The following is a 19,159-nucleotide window of genomic DNA, read 5'->3' as shown; positions in this document are numbered from 1 at the left end:
CAAGGAAAAGACCCTGATGAGCATCACCGTCCGCCGTATCGCCGTCCTCGCGACCGCCGCCGCTCTCGCTGCCTCGGCGGCCGCGTGCTCCTCGTCGAAGTCCTCGGGGTCCAAGCCCGCGTCCCAGGGCACGAACACCGGTGCCGCCGCGCTGGCCGGCGAGGCCAGTGTGACGATCCGCATCCCCGACCCGGGCAACTCCGGCGCGCTGGCCCTGGGCAAGAAGGACGGCTCGCTGGCCGCCGCGCTGGCCAAGGCCGGTGCGAAGGTCGAGTGGACCGGCAGCGCGGGTGCGTTCGCGCCGGCCGCGCAGGAATTGGACGCCAACCAGCTGGACGTCGCGGAGGGCTCCATCACCTCCGCCATCGCCGCCCTGGCCCAGAAGCCCGGCTTCAAGCTGTTCGCCGCCGTCGCTCCGGACAAGACCGGCGAGGGCATCCTGGTGAAGGACAACTCGGGCATCAACTCGATCGCGGACCTGGCCGGCAAGAAGGTCGTGGTCTGGCACGGCGGCTCCAGCGAGTACCTGCTGCTGAAGGCGCTGGCGAAGAACAACGTCCCGGTCGCGTCGGTGGAGCGCGTGTACCTCCAGCCGAACCAGAGCGCCGCGGTGCTCCACTCCGGGCAGGTCGAAGCCTGGGCGACCTGGGCCACCTTCTCCATCTCCGAGCGGGCCAACGCCGGCGAGCACTTCCTGGCCACCGGCGGCGACATCGGTTCGCAGAACTACGCGGTGTGGGCCGTGCGCAACGACTTCGCGACCCAGCACCCGGCGGTCGTGAAGGCGTTCTACGACTACCTGCACGAGGCCGAGGCCAAGCAGGCGCAGAACCCCGAGCCCTACCTCAACGTGTTCCACACCTCCGGCCCGGACGCGGTCTCCGGCAAGGAGAAGGACCTCACCATCGAGAACTACAAGACGGGCAGCCCGACGTCGCAGATCACTGACGCCGATCTGGTGAACTTCAAGGAGGTCGCGCAGTTCTTCGCCGACCAGAAGGTCACCCCGGGCGTCGTCGACGTCGCGCCGAGCGTCCTGGACGTGACGAAGCTGGCGGGGTCGTGATGACCGCGGTGGAAACGGGCTTTGCCGAATCCGAGTCCTCCGAGTCCTCCGAGCCTTCCGAGTCGTTCGAGACTTCCGAGACTTCCGAGTCGTTCGAGTCATCCGAGTCGTTCGAATCCGACCCGACCGAGGCTCCCCTCGAACTCGTCACGCCGCAGGTCCGCCGCGAGCGCCGCCGCCCCCGCGGCCTGGCCTTCGCCCTGCGTGCCCTCGGCCCGATCGTCATCCTCGCCGGCTGGTGGACGGCGTCGGCCACCGGCGTCCTCACCAAGGATCTGCTCGCCTCCCCGCCCGACGTCGTGCGGCAAGGCGTGGACCTGTGGCGCAGCGGCCAGCTGTCCGAGGCGCTGACCGTGTCCCTGGGCCGGGCCGGCACCGGCCTGTTCTTCGGGGTCGTCGTCGGGCTGCTGCTCGGCGTCACGGCCGGGTTCTCCCGGATCGGCGACGACCTGCTCGACTCGGCCGTCCAGACACTCAGGGCTCTGCCGTTCCTCTCGCTGGTCCCGCTGTTCATGGTCTGGTTCGGCATCGGGGAGGCGGCGCGCATCATCCTCATCGCGGTCGCCACCACCTTCCCGATGTACGTGTCGACCTCCGGCGCGGTCCGCAACGCCGACCGCAAGCTGCTTGAGGCCGCGCGCACGTTCGGCCTGGGCAAGCTGGCCACCGTCCGGCGGATCGTGCTGCCCGGTGCGCTGCCCGCGCTGCTGTCCGGCCTGCGGCTGTCCACCACGCTGAGCGTCATCGCCCTGATCGCCGCCGAGGAGATCAACTCCACGGCCGGACTGGGCTACTTGATGGCGCAGGCGCAGAACTTCTCCCGCACCGACATCCTGACCGTCTGCATCCTGATCTACGGTCTGCTCGGCCTGGCCGCCGACATCCTCATCAGGGCTCTGGAACGCGTCCTCATGCCGTGGCGCGCAGCTGTGGGAGGGACCCGATGAGCATCGCGGTGCAGGCGACCGGAGTACGGCGCGAGTTCGACGGCCGCGTCGTGCTCGGCGGCGTCGATCTGGAGATCCGGCGCGGAGAGTTCGTGGCGCTGCTCGGCGCCAGCGGCTCGGGCAAGACGACGCTGCTGCGCATCCTGGCGGGCCTGGACAGCCCCGACGCCGGCGAGGTCCTGGTGCCCCGCCAACGGACCGTGGTGTTCCAGGAGCCGCGCCTGATCCCGTCGCAGCGGGTGCTGGGCAACGTCGCGCTCGGCCTGCCCCGGGGCGCCGCCACCCGCGAAACCGCCCGCGCGGCACTGGCCGAGGTCGGCCTCGCCGACCACGCCCGCGCCTGGCCGGCGACGCTGTCCGGCGGCGAGGCGCAGCGGGTCGCGCTGGCCCGGGCCCTGGTCCGGGAACCCGGCCTGCTGCTGCTCGACGAGCCGTTCGCGGCGCTGGACGCGCTGACCCGGCTGAAGATGCAGGACCTGGTGGCCGACCTGGTCGCCCGGCACCGTCCCGCCGTGCTGCTGGTCACGCACGACGTGGACGAGGCGATCCGGCTCGCCGACCGCGTCGCGGTGCTCGGCGGCGGGCGGCTGGTCCTGGACGAGGCGGTGTCCACCGCGCGGCCCCGCGACGAGTCCGACCCGGCGTTCGCCGCGCTGCGTCGCAGACTGCTGAGCGAGCTCGGCGTGACGCCCGCCGGTCAGGCGGTGGCGGCGTGAGCACGCACGGCGGTACCAGCGGCACCGGTCTCGCCGGTCTGCTCGACGACGCCCGCGCGCTCCAGCCCGAACTCGCCCGCCTGCGCCGAGCCGTCCACGCCGAACCCGAGACCGGCCTGGACCTTCCGCGCACCCAGGAGAAGGTCCTGACCGCGCTGGACGGCCTGGGCCTGGACATCACGCTTGGCAAGGCCCTGACATCGGTGACGGCGGTCGTCCGGTCCGGCGCCGCGGCGCCCACCGAGCCGCCGGTCCTGCTGCGCGCCGACCTCGACGCGCTGCCGCTCACCGAGGCGACCGGCCTGGACTACGCCTCCCGGATCCCGGGCGCGGCCCACGCCTGCGGCCACGACCTGCACGCCGCCATGCTCGTCGGCGCGGCCCGGCTGCTGGCCGCGCGCCGCGACCGGCTGGCCGGCGACGTGATCCTGATGTTCCAGCCCGGCGAGGAGGGCCACGACGGCGCCCGGCTGATGCTGGAGGAAGGGCTGCTCGACGCCGCCGGGCCTCGGGCCGCCGCGGCCTACGCGCTGCACGTGACCACCTCGGGCGCGCGCGGCGAGTTCGGCGCGCGGCCCGGGACGGCGCTGGCCGCGTCCGGCACTGTCGAGGTCGTGTTCCACGGCAGCGGCGGCCACGGCGCGTGGCCGCACGCCGCCCGTGATCCGATCCCGGCGCTGGGCGCCGCGATCGGCGCGTTGCAGACCATGGTGACGCGCCGCTTCGACGCCCTGGAGCCGGTGCTGGTGTCGGTCGGCCGGGTGTCGGCGGGCACCGCGCCGAACATCATTCCGGAGACCGCGGAGCTGTCCGCCACACTGCGCGCCTTCAGCGACGCCGCGCACGAGCGGCTCGGCGCCGAGGTCGAGCGGGTCGTGCACGGTATCGCGGCGGCGCACGGCCTTGAAGCCGAAGTCGCCTACAGCGACGGCTATCCGGTGACGGTCAACGACCCGGACGCCGCGGCGTTCGTCGGCGACGTGAGCGTCGAACTGTTCGGCGCCGACCGGTTCGCGTGGTCCGAGCGGCCGGCGCTGGTGTCGGACGACATCGGGCGCGTGCTGGCCGAGGTGCCCGGGGTCATGGTCTCCCTCGGAGCCCGGCCGCCGGGTCTGGATCCGCACCGGGCCGCGCCCAACCACTCGCCGCGCGCGGTGTTCGACGAATCAGTGCTCGCCGACGGAGCCGCGTTGCTGGCCGAACTTGCTTTGCGAACCCCGAAAAGGAAGTCCCTGATATGAGCCGCTTTTATATTGTTCTGCCAAGGGTGGCCGCGGCGCCACCGCCTGTGGCCTTGCCGGAATTCCTCACGGACATCAGGCCCCCGGCGGCCGATCCGTACGTGGCGCTGGCGAAGGCGGCGGATCTGGCCGGGCTGTCCGGTGTCGTCGTCCCGAACGATCCCGACGGGCCCGAGCCGCTGGTCACCGCTGCCGGTCTGGTGCGGGTGACCCGCCATGCGACGGTCTTCGCCGAGGTCCGGCCGGGGATCGCGACACCGCAATACACTGCGAAGTTCTCGGCCACGCTTCAGCGCTTTTCCGGCGGCCGATTCGGCTGGTACGTCGGCGACGACGCCGACAGCACGGCGTTCGTCGAGACCGCCAGGGAGTTCTGGGACAACGCCGACGGGCTGCCCGACGTGCTGTCCGAGCACGCGTTCCCGCAGGTGGCGGTCGCGAAGGCGGCGCACTCCGCACGCCTGGAGGTTCAGGGCCTCGCCCCGGCCGCCGTCGCGGAGCTGATCGACGAGCACGCGGGTTTCGGCGTCACAGAGTTCTACTTCGGCGTCGGCCACGACCCCGGCGAGATCTACCGGATCGGTGAGTACGTGCTCCCGCAGCTGTCCCAGCAGAAGGAAAGGGAGACGGCCCATGTCGGTTGACATCTACTGGCGGATCGCTATGGAGGGCGACCAGAAGTCGCTCTACGAGCCCGGTAGTACGCGCGGCGGGTTCGCCCCGGAGCAGTCCGGCGGCATCGCCCCCGGCACCAACCGGGCCGGCGGCGACGGTTTCACGCATGCCGACTACATGGCCGAGGTCGTCCGCTCGTCGGAGGAATCAGGGTTCGTCGGCGGACTGCTGCCGTCGTTCCCGCACACCGACGACCCGTGGGCCGCCGCCGCGACGCTCGCCGCCGAATCGCGCAGCTACCGCTTCATGGTCGCCTTCCAGCCCGGATTCCTGCACCCGGTGCAGGCCGCGCGGATGTCCGCGACGCTCCAGAAGGCGACCGGCGGGCGCCTGGTCTACAACATCATCTCCGGCGGCGGCGGGCCGCAGCAGCTGTGGTGGGGCGACTCCACCGGCCACGACGACCGCTACGCCCGCACCTCGGAGTTCCTCGACGTCCTGAAGGGCGTCTGGACCGGCGACGGCGACTTCCAGCACGAGGGCCGCTTCTACCAGGTGGCCGACGGCGGGCTGCCCACGGCGCTGTCCGGGCAGCCGTTCCCCGAGATCTTCTTCTCCGGATCCTCCCCGGCGGCGATCGAGGCCGCCGGCCGGCACGCCGACTACTACCTGTCGTGGCTGGAGCCGTTCGAGGCGCTGGCCGAGAAGTTCGCCGCCGTCCGGGAACGCAGTCCCAAGCCGCCGAAGTTCGCCGTCCGGATCGACATCCTGGCGCGCGAGACCGAGGAAGAGGCGTGGGACGTCATCCGGCGCGGCTGGGCCGGCCTGCCCGCCGAGGACGGGCCCGGCGGCGCCGACGCGGCCGGGAAGGACACGGCGGGCAGCGACCCGGCGGGCAGCGACTCGGTCGGCTGGCGCCGCAGCCAGGACTTCACCGCCGGCGCCGACGGCTCGTTCCGGGCCCTGGAGGTCGCGCCGAACGTCTGGGGCGGCTTCCACCGGCTGCGCCCCGGCCCCGCCTTCGGCCTGGTCGGCGACTACCAGCAGGTCGCCAACCGCCTCAATGAACTGATAGCGCTCGGCGTGGACGCGTTCATCCTCGCCGGAGTCCCGCACCTGGAGGAGGCGCGCCGGGTCGGCCGCCACGTCCTGCCCCTGTTGAAAGGAATCTCGCAATGACCGTCCGCGTCGGCTACTTCCCGCAGAACAACTCGCTGTTCGTGCTGCGCCACCTCGGTATTCTGGAGCAGCAGCTCCCTGACGTCGAATGGGTCGACCTGCGCTCCCTGGACAACGGCCCGCGCGTGGACCCGACCGCGGCCCTGCCCTCGTCCCACGGCGACCACCTGTTCGACGGCGGCTACGACTTCATCGGCACCGGCTCCACCCCGCCGGTCACCGCGCAGGCCAAGGACCACGACATCGTCTACGTGGCGGTCTCCGGGCCGCGCGTGGAGAACGGCCGCCTGGTCGTCCACGCCGACTCCGACATCCAGGAGCTGGCGGACCTGAAGGGCAAGCGCGTCGCGCTGGGCCACGGCTCCTGGCAGACCACGCTGCTGCTGCTCGCTCTGGAGAAGGCGGGCCTGGAGTGGTCCGACATCATCCCGGTCGACGTCTACGGCGACGCCGCCGAGCGGTTCCTGATCCGCGAGGTGGACGCCTGGGTCGGCTCCTACCCCTACCTGACGAAGGTCGAGGAGAAGGCTGAGCTCCGGGAGCTGATTCCCACCGAGGGCCTGTTCAGCCACCGCTCGCTGTGGTTCACCCGCCGCGACTTCGCCGCCGAGCACCCGAAGGAGCTCGCGGCCATCGTCGCGGCCCTCCAGGAGGCCGACGCGTGGACCGCGGCCCACCCGGACGAGGCCGCCGAGTTCTTCGCCGCCGACGACGGCCGTCCGGTGGCGGAGTGGGAGCACGCGCTGCGCACTCGGCCGTGGGGTCTGCTTCCGCTCGACGCCGACTTCGTCGCCGAGCAGCAGCACGCCGCCGACCTGTTCTTCGCGAACGGACTGATCGCTCGGTCGGTCACCGTCGCGGACGCGGTTTCGGAGGACGTCACCGAGATTGTGCGGAGCTCGCAGGGCTGAGCCGGCCACGGAGCAGAGTTTATCAGGCTGTTTATTAGATGATGTGCTGTGTCGCCCGTCGGACTCGACGGCGGGCGACATCGCGGCGGCCTGGGCGGCGACTGTTCCTGATCGCAGGCTCGCGTTTTTCGAGTAGGTCCCTTTACCGCCCAAGCAGCGCTTAGTTCAAGCACCGCTTAGTTCAAGTACCGCCTAGTTCAAGTACCGCTCAGTACCGCCGAGGAGCCCTCATGCCCTTCATCGTCGCCGTCTCCGGCAGTCCGTCCGCCAGTTCCCGCACCGCCGTGGCCGTCGACTGGTCCCTGGCCCGCCTCGCCGAGGCCGGCCACGACACCGCGCACATCGCCGCCCGCGACCTGCCGCCCGCCGACCTGCTCGCCGGCGCCCGCGACACGCCCCGGATCGGCGAGGCCCTCTCGGCCATCACCCGCGCCGACGCCGTCATCGTGGCCACGCCCATCTACAAGGCCTCCTACACCGGGCTGCTCAAGGCGCTCCTCGACCTCCTGCCCGAGAACGCCCTGGCCGGACGTCCGGTCCTACCGCTGGCCACCGGCGGCACGGTCGGCCACCTGCTCGCCATCGACTACGCCCTGCGTCCCGTGCTCACCGCGCTCGGCGCCGACCGGGTCCTGCCGGGCCGCTTCCTGCTCGACGCGGACATCGACCGCGACGCGGCCGACCTGACCCCGGCCGCCAGCCGGCGTCTGGGACAGACCGTCTCGTCGTTGGTGGAGGCGCTGCCGCTGGTCGCTGTCTGAGGCTGGGGCTTGTTCGGGCGGGCTCACCCCGCCGAACGCGATGGTGCCAGCAACGGCGAAGCCGGCGGCGGCGTCCACCGCTGCCCGCGCGGCCGGGTGACGCCGTACTCGTCCTTGAGATGGTCGGGGATCGCGTAGTGCATGATCCGGCCGCGAGTCAGGGAACTGAGCTCGAACATCGTGGTGAGCGCGCCGAGGCGGTCCAGCAGCGCGGCCGCCAGCGGCGAACGCTCCTTGGCGTCCTCCAACAGCCCCAGCAGCACCGGAGAAGCGGGCACCAGCCGGTCGAAGACGGTGCTGCGGGGGACGGCCAGCCAGTCGGCGGCGATGTCGCCGACCAGGTAGCGGATCAGCGCCGGGACGACCGGGTCCAGGAGCGTGCCGGGCACGACTCGTTCGTAAAGCTCGACGAGCTGCCGGGTCAGGGCCACGCCCTCGGGGGAGGGACCCATGTACTTGGTCATGTAGAGGTCTGAGAAGTCCCGGGCCGAGGCCAGATCCGGCGGCGACGCGGCCCGGTCGATGCCGAGCATCACGCCGACGACCTGCCAGGCGTAGTAGTAGGCGTCCGCGCCCTCCTCGGTGATGTGCACGCCGAGGCGGTGCATGGCGTCCAGGACCTGGATCGAGAACATCATCTGCCCGCCGATCATGTCCTCCTGGCAGATCGGCACGCCCCAGGCGGTCTCGTCCCACGCGCCCTCACGGCGCAGCAGATGCCGGATCGAGGCATGCAGCAGACGGACCTTCTGCGCAGCCGGGACGAAGGCCCCGCCGGCCTCGAAGGCGTCGGGGCGCATCAGGTACACCGTGAACTGACCGGTGGCGGCCATCCGGTTCGACGGATGGTCCAGCGCGTGGGTGGCGGCCAACAGCCGGGCGATGTGCGGCAGCATGTAGCAGGCCGGCATCGAGGCGAACGACAGCGCCGTGGAGACGTGGACGTTGTTGTCGATGAAGAACATCCGCGCGCGCTCCATCCGATCCCAATCCACCCAGTCCGGAGGGCTCGCGGTCGCGCGGAGGTAGTGGTGCACGACCGGTGGCAGGTCGTCCGGCAACGGCTGGCCGCTCTGTCCGCTCTGGCCGCTCAGTCCGAACCAGCGCATCAGGGTATTGAAGTGATGCATCTGGTCCTCGGCGAACAGGGTCTCCACGACGCTGTCCGCGAGCGCGTCGCCGCGCAACCGCAGGGCGGATATGGCTTCGGGTGTGACGGCCACGAGAGGTCTCCCTAGAGAACGTGAATCAGTACGCGCGGACGGTCACCGCGTGGCTCAGCTCGTGCAGCGCGTCGACCGAGGCTCGGGGCAGGGCCGTGGAGGTGGACGTGATCGCGGCGCGCGCCGTGGCGGCCCGCTCGGCGATCATCGCCTCAGTGCGGGCTCGGGCGCCGGTGCGCTCCAGGATCGTGCGCACCGTTTGGAGGTCGGTGGCGTCCAGGTCGGGGCGGCCCAGCACGGCGCGCAGTGTCGCGCGGTCGTCGGCGCCGGCTGCTTGCAACGCGTGGGCGACCAGGGCGGTGGGCCGGTTGCCGGTGAGATCGTCGAGGTTTGATTTGCCGGTCGCGGCCGGGTCGCCGAAGACTGCGAGAAGGTCGTCGCGCAGCTGGAAGGCTTCGCCGAGGGGGATGCCGTAGGCGCTGAACGTCCCGAGGATCCGGTCGGAGGCGCCGCCGAGTCGGCCGCCTATGTGCAGCGGGTGCTCGACGGTGTACTTCGCTGTCTTGTAGCGGACGATCTGCAATGAAGTGTCGGGGAGCGGGTCCTCGCCGGTGCGCAATATCTCCAAGCACTCGCCGGCGACGAGTTCCCGGGCCAGGGTTGCCCACATCGGCCGGGCGCGCGCCAGATAGGCGGAGGGCAGCCCGCAGCTGACGAACAGCTGGCCGGCCCAGGCCATCAGCAGATCGCCGACGAGCAGCGCCAGCGACCGCGCGGCGCCGGCCGGGTCGGGGGCGTCGGCCGGGACGGCGGCGCGGAGTGCCAGCTGCGGGGTCGGGACGCCGCGACGCAGGGCGCTGTTGTCGATCAGGTCGTCGTGCACCAGGGCGGCGGCGTGGACGAGTTCCATCGCGGCGGCGGCGCGGATGGCGGCGTCGCTGTCGGCCTGCCCGGCTGATCGCCAGCCCCAGTAGCAGAACGCGGCGCGGATGCGTTTGCCGTCGGCGACGGCGGTGCGGAGTTGGGTTCCTACTGCTGCGAGTTGGGGGTCGATCTGTTCCAGGAGCGCGATCTCGCTGTTGGTGAAGGTGGTGAGTTCGGCGTTGATCCGGGATCGCAGGGCTTGCATGCCTTGTGTGGGTTGCATGGGTTGCGCGGGTTGCTGGGTTCGTGCGGCTTGCTGGGCTTGCGTGGCTGGCATTTCATGCGCCGTCGGGGGTGGTGGGTCTGGCGAGCCGCGCCAAGGTCTCCATGTGGGACTCGGGCGGTGGCGTGATCCGGCCCAGGACGGCGTCGCCGCGCGCTTTGAGATCGTGGTGCGCGTCGGCGGCGATCTCGGGCAGATCGGAGCGGCTCAGCACTCCGCGGGCCTTCCCGATCAGGGTCTCGGCGGTGTCGAGGCCGAGGTCGGCGATGCCCGCCAACAGCGTGAATACGTCCCGGCCTGGGTGGGCGCTGTGAGCCTGCTCGCCGTCTGCTGGCTGTCGTGCTTGTGACATGTCCCCTCCACCCCGTGCTTTCCCTCGGGGGTCGGGGCCGATGCTGGGGGTCACTCGAACGAGCGATGGAAGAGGGAGGGGCAGGTGAATGGGGCTGAACGGGTGAATGAGGGGAGGGGTGGGGCGAGGCCAGGGGGTGGTCAGAGGAATAGCCGCGTGGCTCCGCTCGCCGTCACGGTGACCAAGCACAGCGCCGCCGGGGTGGTCAGGAAGCGGCGGCCGTGGGGGAACAGGTTCGGGTGGCGCGTGATCCAGTCGGCGGCACGCTCCCAGCGGCTGTGCTCGCGCGGTGTTCCCTGCTCACGGCAGTAGAAGATGGCGGTGCAGGCCAGCCGCACGGGGATATAGGCGGCAATCAGCGCGGCAATGGCGTGGGCGACGACCACGAGCGCCTCCTCGGGGTTGCTGCTTCGGGCTCGGCACGAAGTATGAACGGGTTGGGGTTCTTTGTCAGAGGCTGGTCCAGGATGTGGGAGACCGGCCGGTGACGCAAGACCTGTCCGGTATCGATTCTTTCGATGTCGGCCAGACTTTCACTCATGGTTCATCCAGCCGCTCCAGTCACACGGTGCCGCCGGTGATCTGATCCCTTCCTGAGGAACTGCCCTGCCCAGTGGGGGCCACCCGGTTCCGTTCCACTCAGCATCAGTTCCTTGGAGAGGGAGAACCAGATGTTCGAGCGTTCCAGCGGCTCGGTGAGCGGTTCGGTCAGCCGTCCGGTCAGCCGGTCCCGGCGCATCGTGCTCGGGGTGGCCGCCTCGCTCGCGGCCGGGACCTGCGCCGCGGCCACGATGGGCAGCGGCGTCGCGCAGGCTGCCGGGGGCAAGACGGCGGTCGTCCCGGGCGACCTGCTGGTGAGCCGCGTGCACTACACGGGCACCGCCGGGATGATCACCCCGGGCGTCACCGTCCTGCCGACCGGCGTGGTGGCCGTGGCCGACGGCACGTTCGCCCACGTGTGGGACAACGCGCTGGTCGACGCCAACTTCGGCGTCACCGCGCCGATCTACCTGGACCAGATCACCCCGAGCGGGGCGCCGGTCAGCACGATCGCGGTGCCGAACGGGACGCCCGGGGCTTCCAGCCGTGGTCATGACTTGTTGATGGGCAGCTTCTCGTCGAAGTCGGAGCTGGCGCTGAACCTGTCCAGCGGCGGGTCCGCGGTGACGTTCATGGGGTACGTGACGCCCGCGAACACGCTGGACGCCTCGAACGGGAACACGCCCGGGGTCGTCGACCCGACGAACCCGGACGCGCAGTCGGTGTACCGGGCGGTCGCGGAGCTGGACCGGAACGGCAAGTTCTGGTTCACGCAGACCAATGCCTACAGCGGCGACAACGGTCGGGCGGCGGTTCTGGATGACGCCACCGGGTTGTACTACGCGGCGGGGAACTCGAACAACGGTGACGGGACTGCGACGCCCGGGGTGATCTTCGGGACCGGTGCGCAGTTGATCCAGCCGGCGTACGAGACGGAGGCGGATCAGGTGACGGGGAGCCCGACGCCGGTGGGTGGGTTCAGCATTACGCAGCTGCCGGCGAATACGAAGGCTGACAAACTGGGTAAGGACACGAACTTCGCCGAGGTGGCGGAGTACAACAACGTGATCTACTACACCAAGGGTAGTGGGAGCAACGGGATCGACACTGTGTACTTTGTGGACACGACGGGGACGGCGTGTCCGCAGGGGGTGGGGCTTCCGGTGCCGGGGGCGCCGTTGCCGAGTACTGCTGATGCTTATGACCCGGTGACGGGGAAGCCGGCGAACAACATGTGTGTGTTGGCGGGGTTCCCGACGGCTACGGCGAAGTCGATTAAGACGCCGGACACGGGGGCGGTGAGTAATGCGGCTAGCTTTGGGGCGATGTGGTTCGCTAATGCGACCACTGTTTATGTGGCTGATTCGGGGAATGGGAACGACGCTTATAGCGATGGGGCTGGGGCTGGGGCTGGGGCTGGGGTGTACAGCGCGGCTGCGGCGCAGAACCTGGCTGGGATTCAGAAGTGGTCGCTGGTGGGTGGTGCGTGGAGGTATGACTACACGCTGAATGCGGGGCTGGGGCTTGGGGTTCCGTACGTGGTGGCGGGGCTGCCGACGGGGACGAACCCGGGTACGGGGCGGCCTTGGGCGCCGGCGGTGGATGGTATTCGGAACTTTACGGGGAAGGTGAATGGTGATGGGTCGGTGACGTTGTATGGGGTGACTACTTCGGTGGGTGGGGTTTCGGATTATGGGGCGAATCCGAATAAGTTGGTTGAGGTTTCGGATGATGTGGCGGCTACGGTGCTGCCGGGGGGTGAGCAGTTTGTGACGTTGCGGACTGCTGAGGCTGGGGATGTTTTGCGGGGGGTTTCGTTTGCGCCGGGGTCGGGGCGATGAGGGCCGTGATGTAAGGGCCGTGATGTGAGGGCCGTGATGTGTGCTGGTGAGTGAGTGGTGCTGAGCGCAGCTGAGTGCTGCTGAGCGGTGCTGAGCGGGGTGAAGTGCTGAGCGAGTGAGCGCGAGTGAGTGAAGCGCGAGTGAAGCGCTGAGTGAGTGAGCGCGAGTGAGTGAAGCGAAGAGGGCGGCGCCGGTTCGAGGGGGACCGGCGCCGTCATCTTTTTAGAAGTTTGGCTCTGCGAGGTTCTCGGCCATCAGCTGCTTGAATGCCGGGTTGGTGACCAGCGTCTTGAAATCGTCGGCGGTGTAGTTCTTGGGGCTGCCCATCAGGAGTGCGTAGGCGTCGTGGCCCTTTGCGTTCTCGACGTAGAACTCGCCGAGCTGGCCGGGCGCGGGCAGTGCCAGCCATGCGCGGAGCCCGTTGTCCATGGAGACCTCGGTGGAGCCGGAGGGCGGGTCGCTTTCGTGGGTGTCGGAGGAGTGGAAGGAGAGTTCGACTGTGCCGTTGGCATCCTCGATGCGGTAGAGCGCCGGGCCCATGCCGGGAGTCGAGTCATCGGGGACGGGTTCGTCGCGGCCTGGTGTCCTGCCGGGGACGCCGGGGATGTGGGAGTTGTCGTTTGATCGCCAGGTCGCGGCGGAGGGGGAGACGTCGGCTCCGGGGGACAGTGTGATGAGGGTGCGGACGATGCGCTTGCAGGCGTCGACCATGACGGTGGTGGAGGTGGAGGGGGCTACGACCCCTGGGGCGTCGGAGTTGCCGACGGTGAGGTCCTTGGTCGGGCAGGTTTTCCATTGGTCGTAGTAGAAGCTCATTTTTTGGTGGGTGGTGGGGGAGTTTGGGGAGGTTAGAGAGCTTGAGGTGCTTGCGGAGGTTGTGGGGGAGGCGGAGCTGATGACCGGCGCTGGGTGGAAGACTGCTCCGTCGCCGGGCGAGACAGGGGAGGAGCCCGAGCCGCCGGAGATCGCTACTGCGAGGACGGAGACTCCGGTGACGGCTGCCACGGTGCCGGCGCTTGCCAGATAGCGGTGATGGCGGATGCGGTGGCTGCGGAGGCGAGCTGCGGCGCCGGTGCCGGAGAGGTGGGCCCAGGCTTCGGGGCGGGTTGCGGTGTGGAGTGATTGGAGGGCGGTGGTGGTGGGGGTGGCAGCGGTGGTGGTGGTGGCGGTGGTGTCGTCGGAGGGCTCGGAGGTGAAGTCGGAGGGCTCGGAGGTGAAGTCGGTGATGTTGTCAGGCATGGGCTTTTCCTCCGATTGGGGTTGGAACTGGGGTTGGAGCTGGGGTAGTAGCTGAGGTTGCCTTTGTTGGTGCGCTGTCGAGCGGGTCGACGTGCCAGTCGGTGAGGAGATCGGCGAGGGCGGCACGTCCGCGTGCCAGTCGGGCCTTGACGGTGCCGGGTGCGACTCCCAGTTCGCGAGCGATGTCGTCGACGCGCATGTCGTTGAGGTGGTGCATGATCAGCGCGGTGCGTTGGGCCTTTGGGAGCTTGGCGAGGGCGTCGCGGAGGGCTACGGCGTCGGGCGAGGGGCCGGGGGTCGCGGGTGGGACACCGTGTCGAGCGAGTGCGCGCATACCGGCTTTCCAGCTGCGCCAGCGCGATATGGCGAGTCGGTAGGCGGTGACTTTGACCCAGCCGACCGGGTCGCCGCGGCCGTCGGAGAGGGAGTCCCAGCGGGACCAGGCTTTGGCGAAGGCTTCTTGGACGCAGTCTTGGGCCTCGGCGAGGTTGCCGACGAGGAGGTAGAGCTGGCCTACGAGGCGGGGTGCGGTGGTGGCGTAGACGAGGTCGAAGTCGGTTTGCTGTTGGGATCGCTTTTGCTGTTTGTTTTGGGTTTGGATTTGTTTTTGGTATTGCTTTTGGTTTTGGGTCGGGAATTGGTTCTGGTTCTGGTTCTGGTTCTGGTTTTGGTTTTGGCTTTGGGTTTGGGTTTTGGTTTGGGTTTGGGTTTTGCTTTGGTTTTCAAGTTGGGGTTGGGCTGTATTGCCAGGGGGCGTTGCGGTCATCCGCGTCTCCCGGGTGTCAGGTTCATAGGGCCGAGCGCTGTACGCGCGGGGAGAGCGCGGTGGTTGCATCGCTTGGTGTTCATCTGGCGTGAAGCTGGTCGGGGCGGTGGCGGGGGCCGGGATCGGGTGTGCTTGGTGGGTCGGGTTGATAGGGCGGCTGGCGAGGACAGTCGCGCGGGGAGGCGAAGCGATGATGAGCGTTGCGAAGATGGTGAGGCCGGTGAAGCCGGTGAGGCCGGCGAAGCTGATGGCGTTGGCGGGCGCTGCGTTGGTGGCGGCGGGGACGACGCTGGTGTCGGCGGCGCCCGTGGCGGCGCTTGATCCGATTGGGGGGAGTGGGAGTAGCTGTCTGTTCGCGGGGCAGGGGTCGGCGTCGATGCGGCCGTTGGTGGATGGGTTGGTCGGTGCGGTGCGGGTCAATGGGCAGGCGGTGTTGTGCGATCTTGGGCAGAGTGGGACGGTGCCTGGGTTGCGTCCGCAGACGTGTGCGCAGTATGCGAACTCGACTGCCGGGCGTGCTGTGCTGCTTCAGTCGATGGCGGCGGGGGATGGGTGTGTGCAGTTTGCTTGGAGTAGTGCGCTGGATTTGTCGGCTGCTGGTGGTGTGAGTGGTGCGTTGACGTACATTCCGGTGGGTCGGGATGCGGTTACATATGCGGTTACTGATAACAGCGATCTGCCACGGACGCTGACCGTTGCTGATCTTAAGGCTATTTACACGTGCGATGCTGGGTACGTGGGGGCTGGGCCGGCGTACACGGTGCATCCGTTGCTGCCGCAGGCTGGGTCGAGTGTGCGGACGGCGTTTGAGGCGGCGGTGGGTATTACGGATGCGGATGTGGTGGGTGGGAGGTATCCGTGTGTTTCTGACACGGTGGGTGGGGGTCTTCAGGCGGTTGCTGAGAATGATGGGAGGGTGCTGTCGCAGTCGGCGGTTGTGCCGTATGCGGTGTCTGCGTACTTGGCGCAGATCGGGCAGGCGGTTGCTGACCATCGGGGGAGGGCGGTTCTGGGGAGCTACGACGGGAGCACGCCGGTTGGGCATGATGGTGGGGCTGGTGATGTGACGTTTGCTGTTAGTTCGCGTAGTTCGGTTCCGCGGGAGCTGACCATGGCGGATCTGCGGGCGATCTATACGTGTGATTCGAACTACGTGGGGACTCCGGGGGCTGTGGGGATTGAGCCGTTCTTGCCTGCGGCGGGGGGAGCTGGGTCGGTGCGGGCGGAGTGGGAGAGCTTGGTGGGGATCAGCGATGTGGATGTTGTCGCGGGGAAGTATTGGTGTCTGCATGATTCGCTCAACGGGAACCCGGTGGGGGAGAACGATGGGCGGGGGTTGCCGGGGGATGGTGTTGTTCCGATGTCGGGGGCTGCGTATGCGGCGCAGTTGAGTGGGGGTGCTATTGATCATCGGGGGTTGGCTGTGCCAGGGGTTATCGATGGGCGGGTGCAGTTGGTGAACACTGATACTGGGAGTGCTGCGGCGGGGCGGTGGTTGGTGGTGCCGACGGGGGCTTTGGGGGCGTCGCCGGGGAGGGATTTGTTTGTGGGGTCGGGGTCGGGGGTTTGTTTGGAGACTGAGGTGATTCAGAGGTTTGGGTATGGGGTTGGGATGGGGGTTGGGGTTGATGCGGGGTGTGGGGATGTGAGTCGGCGGACTTTGTAGGTGGAAAACAGTCAAAAGCTGGGCAAAGCAGGCGCCTCCGGCGGGGGCCTCGGATCCCTCGGGGAACTGGCGCCGGCTCCATAGGGGGGTCTGGTCAGTCCCTGCGCTGGCGGTTTGTGAGGTGGGGGTTCGTTCCCCTCGGTCACGTCGGCAGCCCTACGGGTACAGCGCCGCCGCCCGGGTGTCAAGTCCATGCCGTTGCTGATGCGCTGTTGGGTGGCGGTTGCGCTTGCATGGACTGGACACCCGGTCGGCGGCACTGTAGGCAAAGCCCTGCCGACGTGACCGAGGGGAACGAACCGAAAACCCGGGCGGGGGAGTGACGATCTCGGGGGCCGGGGTGGCGCTTCCGGTTTCTGGCCGCCGGTTTGAGTCTCGGAGGTTTGTGCTGTTTGTGCTGTGAGCTTGCGGCTGCTGGTCCCGAGTCTGGGGGGCTGTGGCTCGTGGCTCTGACATTCCTGGTCTGGTGCTGTGGCTTGCGGCGCCGAGTTGTGGAGGTGGTGACCCGGTTGGTTTGCTGCGGCGGTGGCGGGTTGTTGCTGGTGTGGTTGTCGGTAGTCGGCATCGGGCCTGCGCCTTGTTCTGGCGCAGGCCCGAAGTGTTTTTCGCTCCTACTTGATGTTCCAAGCCTGGCCGGACTGGGTGTAGCCCTGCGTTACCGTGCCGCTCAGGGTGCGGACCAGGTCCATGCCGGCGCCTTGCTGGTGGTCGTGCCAGTAGTTGAACTGGTTGCGGGCGTCGGGGGTGGAGAGGTCGACCATGCCGTTTTTGAACCAGGGGGCGTTTGGTGGGGGTGCTATTTGGCCTCGGTCGATCATGCCTTGGACGAGGGGGACGTCTAGGGCGCTGGCGCCTGCGGAGAGGCTGAAGGAGGCGGTGGCGGCGGCTTTTTGGGCGGCGTCGGTGGGGAGGAGGTCTTCGTAGAAGGGTTGCATGACGGGGGCGGCGCCGTGGATGACTTTGAAGGGGAGGGGGCCGACGGCGTTGGCTTCGCCGACCACGGTCTTGATCCAGGCTTGGGTCATGGCGTTGTTCTTGTCTTGTTGGTGGGCTATGTCGACGCCGGCTTGTTGCTGGTGGAGGTTGAGGTCGCCTTGGAGGTTGCCCAGTTGTTTGAGGGCTTCCATGTCGGCGGAGGTGCCGTTGTGGATGTCGAAGTCGCCTTGGCGGGACAGGTTCAGGGCTTGGGCGCCGATGGCGCCGTTGAAGTTGGCGGCGGCGGGTTGGTCGGCGGCGAAGCTTTTGAGGACGTTGTCCATCTGCTCGGGGCGCAGGGGGATGATGCCGTTGGTGGTGGGGCCGTCGACCATCTTGTTGGTGGCGTTCTCCATCATGCTGTCGAGGTGGGCGGAGGCTGCTTGGGAGACGGACATGGCCAGGCCGGGGGTGAGGTTGGTGCCGTTGAGGTTGTGGAAGAGGGCGGCGGTGGCTTCGCGGGAGCTGTCGGGGTGGCCGGTCAGGTCGGTGGTGGCGTTGTGGATGATCGTCGCGGCGAGTTTGTCGTGGTCGGAGAAGGGCAGGGCGGAGACCTTGTACAGGAGGGACTGGTAGTTGGCGTCGACCTGGGTGGAGGGGGTGCGGGTGGGGTCGAGCAGGTCGCGGCAGGCGGCGGGGTTCTCGCCGACGCGGCGCAGGATGTCGGGGGCCAGGCCCCAGGTGTTCTCGGACAGGTCGCGGAAGGCGCGGGAGGAGTCGGTGGAGCCTGCGTCGTAGCGCAGGACGCGGGCGCCGGCGTCGGCGATGAAGGTGTGGCCGTACTGGTCGCCGGTGGGGCCGAAGGAGAGCAGGAGGGCGGCCGGGATCATGGTGGAGCGGACGCCGTCGCCGTGCCAGAGCGGTTCCCAGGTGTCCGGCGGGAGGTGGATCTCGCCCAGGTCGGATCGGCGGGTGGCGGCGGCGACGCCGATCGCGTACTGGTTAATCAGGGCCTTGGCGTTGTAGGCGTCGCGGTCCTTGGGCATGGCCAGGGTGTCGAGGTCGGGCGGGGCCAGTTGCATCAGGACCTTGGAGACGGAGGCGGCGCCGCCGGCGGCGAAGAAGGCTTGGAGGAACGCCGGGTCGTTCTGGGCGTTCTCCAGGTCGGTGCCGATCTTGGCGATGATCGCCTGGGAGGCCGGGTTGTCGGGGTCGGCCACGGCCTTGGCCAGGTCGGCGGCGTCCTTGCGGCCGGCGTCGGCCAGGACCTGGTCCACGGCGGCGATGAAGTCGGCGCTGCCGTGCTGGACCAGGACCAGGTCGGCGGGGTTGCCGCCGTGCTGGCTGAAGATCTCGTCGAAGGTGAGGTTGCCCTGGCGGCCGGGCAGGACCACGTAGCCGGTCGCGTCGCCGATCTCGCTCTCGCAGCGCTGGCTGGCCCGGTCGCAGTCGTCGCCGGCCTGGGCGGCCTTGGCGCGGGCGGCCATGATCTTGGAGAGGAAGTACTCGGGGCTGCCGGTGCCGCCCTGGACCGGGCCGGTGCCGTTGCCGGCCCACTGCTGGTCCTGGACGCTCAGGTGTTTGCGCAGGAGTTCGTCGGCGGCCCGTTGGAAGGACAGCGGGTCGGGCATGAAGTCCGGCATGCCGTCGGTGGGGTCGACCTTGGCCTCGCGCCAGGCCGCGTCGCCCTCGCGGTAGGCCTCGCTGGCGGTGGCCTTGTGGCCCTCCATGACGCCGGCGAACTTGACCAGCGCCTCCCCGCCGCGGCTGTAGCCCTCGTGGATGTCGGACAGGTGCTTGGGGAAGGGGTCCATGGCCGACCGGAACGCGTCGCCGGAGGCGCCGAGCCAGGCCATCAGGGACTCGTCGGTCATCATCGACTGGACTTCGCGGCGGATCTGCTCGACGCGGTCGGCCCGGTCCTGGAACTCGCCGGCGAGGACCCGGAGGTAGGCCGGGTCGCCCGGGACCGGGTCGGCGCCGAAGCCGAGGATCGTCCAGTCGAGGGAGCGGGTGTCCCCGCCGTCGCTGCGGTTGTTGGACATGCCGGTGGTTCCTCAAAGGGGGCAGGGGAACGAGGTCCCGAACGGTGAG

General features: G+C 69.1%; 17 protein-coding genes. 10 read left to right on the top strand and 7 right to left on the bottom strand.

Features of this window, described 5'->3' with window-relative positions:
- The first annotated feature begins 16 nt into the window (after positions 1-16).
- From ABD481_RS21795 to ssuE, 8 genes are all read left to right on the top strand, one after another.
- Positions 17-1,066 carry an NrtA/SsuA/CpmA family ABC transporter substrate-binding protein gene (locus ABD481_RS21795; RefSeq protein WP_344667564.1) on the top strand — a complete coding sequence of 350 codons (1,050 nt, stop codon included), beginning with the start codon at positions 17-19 and terminating at the stop codon, positions 1,064-1,066.
- The gene (locus ABD481_RS21790) at positions 1,066-2,013 is read left to right on the top strand and encodes an ABC transporter permease (protein ID WP_344667563.1); all 948 of its coding nucleotides are present in this window, start codon (positions 1,066-1,068) and stop codon (positions 2,011-2,013) included. Before ABD481_RS21795 ends, ABD481_RS21790 begins: the two co-directional genes overlap by 1 nt.
- Complete coding sequence (locus ABD481_RS21785; RefSeq protein ID WP_344667562.1) at positions 2,010-2,729, top strand: ABC transporter ATP-binding protein; 720 nt, start codon at positions 2,010-2,012, stop codon at positions 2,727-2,729. Before ABD481_RS21790 ends, ABD481_RS21785 begins: the two co-directional genes overlap by 4 nt.
- Positions 2,726-3,970, top strand: a complete 1,245-nt coding sequence (locus tag ABD481_RS21780; RefSeq protein ID WP_344667561.1) for a M20 metallopeptidase family protein — start codon at positions 2,726-2,728, stop codon at positions 3,968-3,970. The genes ABD481_RS21785 and ABD481_RS21780 overlap by 4 nt, the downstream gene beginning before the upstream one ends.
- A 53-nt stretch (positions 3,971-4,023) precedes the next feature.
- Positions 4,024-4,614: an LLM class flavin-dependent oxidoreductase gene (locus ABD481_RS21775; RefSeq protein WP_344667560.1), complete on the top strand. Its 591-nt coding sequence runs from the start codon at positions 4,024-4,026 to the stop codon at positions 4,612-4,614.
- Positions 4,604-5,764, top strand: coding sequence for an LLM class flavin-dependent oxidoreductase (locus ABD481_RS21770; protein ID WP_344667559.1), 1,161 nt, complete (start codon positions 4,604-4,606; stop codon positions 5,762-5,764). The genes ABD481_RS21775 and ABD481_RS21770 overlap by 11 nt, the downstream gene beginning before the upstream one ends.
- Positions 5,761-6,675, top strand: coding sequence for an aliphatic sulfonate ABC transporter substrate-binding protein (locus ABD481_RS21765; RefSeq protein WP_344667558.1), 915 nt, complete (start codon positions 5,761-5,763; stop codon positions 6,673-6,675). Before ABD481_RS21770 ends, ABD481_RS21765 begins: the two co-directional genes overlap by 4 nt.
- Positions 6,676-6,905: 230 nt before the next feature.
- Positions 6,906-7,436 carry an NADPH-dependent FMN reductase gene (gene ssuE, locus ABD481_RS21760; RefSeq protein WP_344667557.1) on the top strand — a complete coding sequence of 177 codons (531 nt, stop codon included), beginning with the start codon at positions 6,906-6,908 and terminating at the stop codon, positions 7,434-7,436.
- 23 nt (positions 7,437-7,459) lie between these two features.
- On the opposite strand, the gene ABD481_RS21755 is transcribed toward ssuE, so the two are convergent.
- From ABD481_RS21755 to ABD481_RS21740, 4 genes are all read right to left on the bottom strand, one after another.
- Positions 7,460-8,659, bottom strand: coding sequence for an oxygenase MpaB family protein (locus tag ABD481_RS21755; RefSeq protein WP_344667556.1), 1,200 nt, complete (start codon positions 8,657-8,659; stop codon positions 7,460-7,462).
- A gap of 25 nt (positions 8,660-8,684) precedes the next feature.
- Entirely contained in the window at positions 8,685-9,728 is a 1,044-nt protein-coding gene (locus ABD481_RS21750; RefSeq protein WP_344667555.1) for a polyprenyl synthetase family protein, read from the bottom strand.
- A gap of 73 nt (positions 9,729-9,801) precedes the next feature.
- Positions 9,802-10,098, bottom strand: a complete 297-nt coding sequence (locus tag ABD481_RS21745) for a polyprenyl synthetase (RefSeq protein WP_344667554.1) — start codon at positions 10,096-10,098, stop codon at positions 9,802-9,804.
- Between the two features lie 140 nt (positions 10,099-10,238).
- Complete coding sequence (locus tag ABD481_RS21740) at positions 10,239-10,484, bottom strand: hypothetical protein (protein ID WP_344667553.1); 246 nt, start codon at positions 10,482-10,484, stop codon at positions 10,239-10,241.
- Positions 10,485-10,769: 285 nt separating this feature from the next.
- Here ABD481_RS21740 and ABD481_RS21735 point away from each other — a divergent pair, with 285 nt between their 5' ends.
- On the top strand, positions 10,770-12,479 hold the full coding sequence (locus ABD481_RS21735) for a hypothetical protein (protein ID WP_344667552.1): 1,710 nt from the start codon (positions 10,770-10,772) through the stop codon (positions 12,477-12,479).
- Positions 12,480-12,701: 222 nt separating this feature from the next.
- On the opposite strand, the gene ABD481_RS21730 is transcribed toward ABD481_RS21735, so the two are convergent.
- Entirely contained in the window at positions 12,702-13,718 is a 1,017-nt protein-coding gene (locus ABD481_RS21730; RefSeq protein ID WP_344667551.1) for a hypothetical protein, read from the bottom strand.
- Entirely contained in the window at positions 13,711-14,319 is a 609-nt protein-coding gene (locus ABD481_RS21725; RefSeq protein ID WP_344667621.1) for a SigE family RNA polymerase sigma factor, read from the bottom strand. Before ABD481_RS21725 ends, ABD481_RS21730 begins: the two co-directional genes overlap by 8 nt.
- A gap of 253 nt (positions 14,320-14,572) precedes the next feature.
- Between ABD481_RS21725 and ABD481_RS21720 the strand changes: the two genes are divergently transcribed.
- Positions 14,573-16,150, top strand: coding sequence for a hypothetical protein (locus tag ABD481_RS21720; RefSeq protein WP_344667550.1), 1,578 nt, complete (start codon positions 14,573-14,575; stop codon positions 16,148-16,150).
- Between the two features lie 611 nt (positions 16,151-16,761).
- Here the strand turns inward: ABD481_RS21720 and ABD481_RS21715 are convergent.
- A complete protein-coding gene (locus tag ABD481_RS21715; RefSeq protein WP_344667549.1) occupies positions 16,762-19,110 on the bottom strand; it encodes a WXG100 family type VII secretion target in 2,349 nt (782 codons plus the stop codon).
- Between the last annotated feature and the right edge of the window lie 49 nt (positions 19,111-19,159).

This window comes from Catenulispora yoronensis (genome assembly GCF_039531695.1).
In the GTDB taxonomy this organism is placed as follows: Bacteria; Actinomycetota; Actinomycetes; order Streptomycetales; family Catenulisporaceae; genus Catenulispora; species Catenulispora yoronensis.
This window is presented reverse-complemented; position numbering and strand designations above follow the sequence as displayed.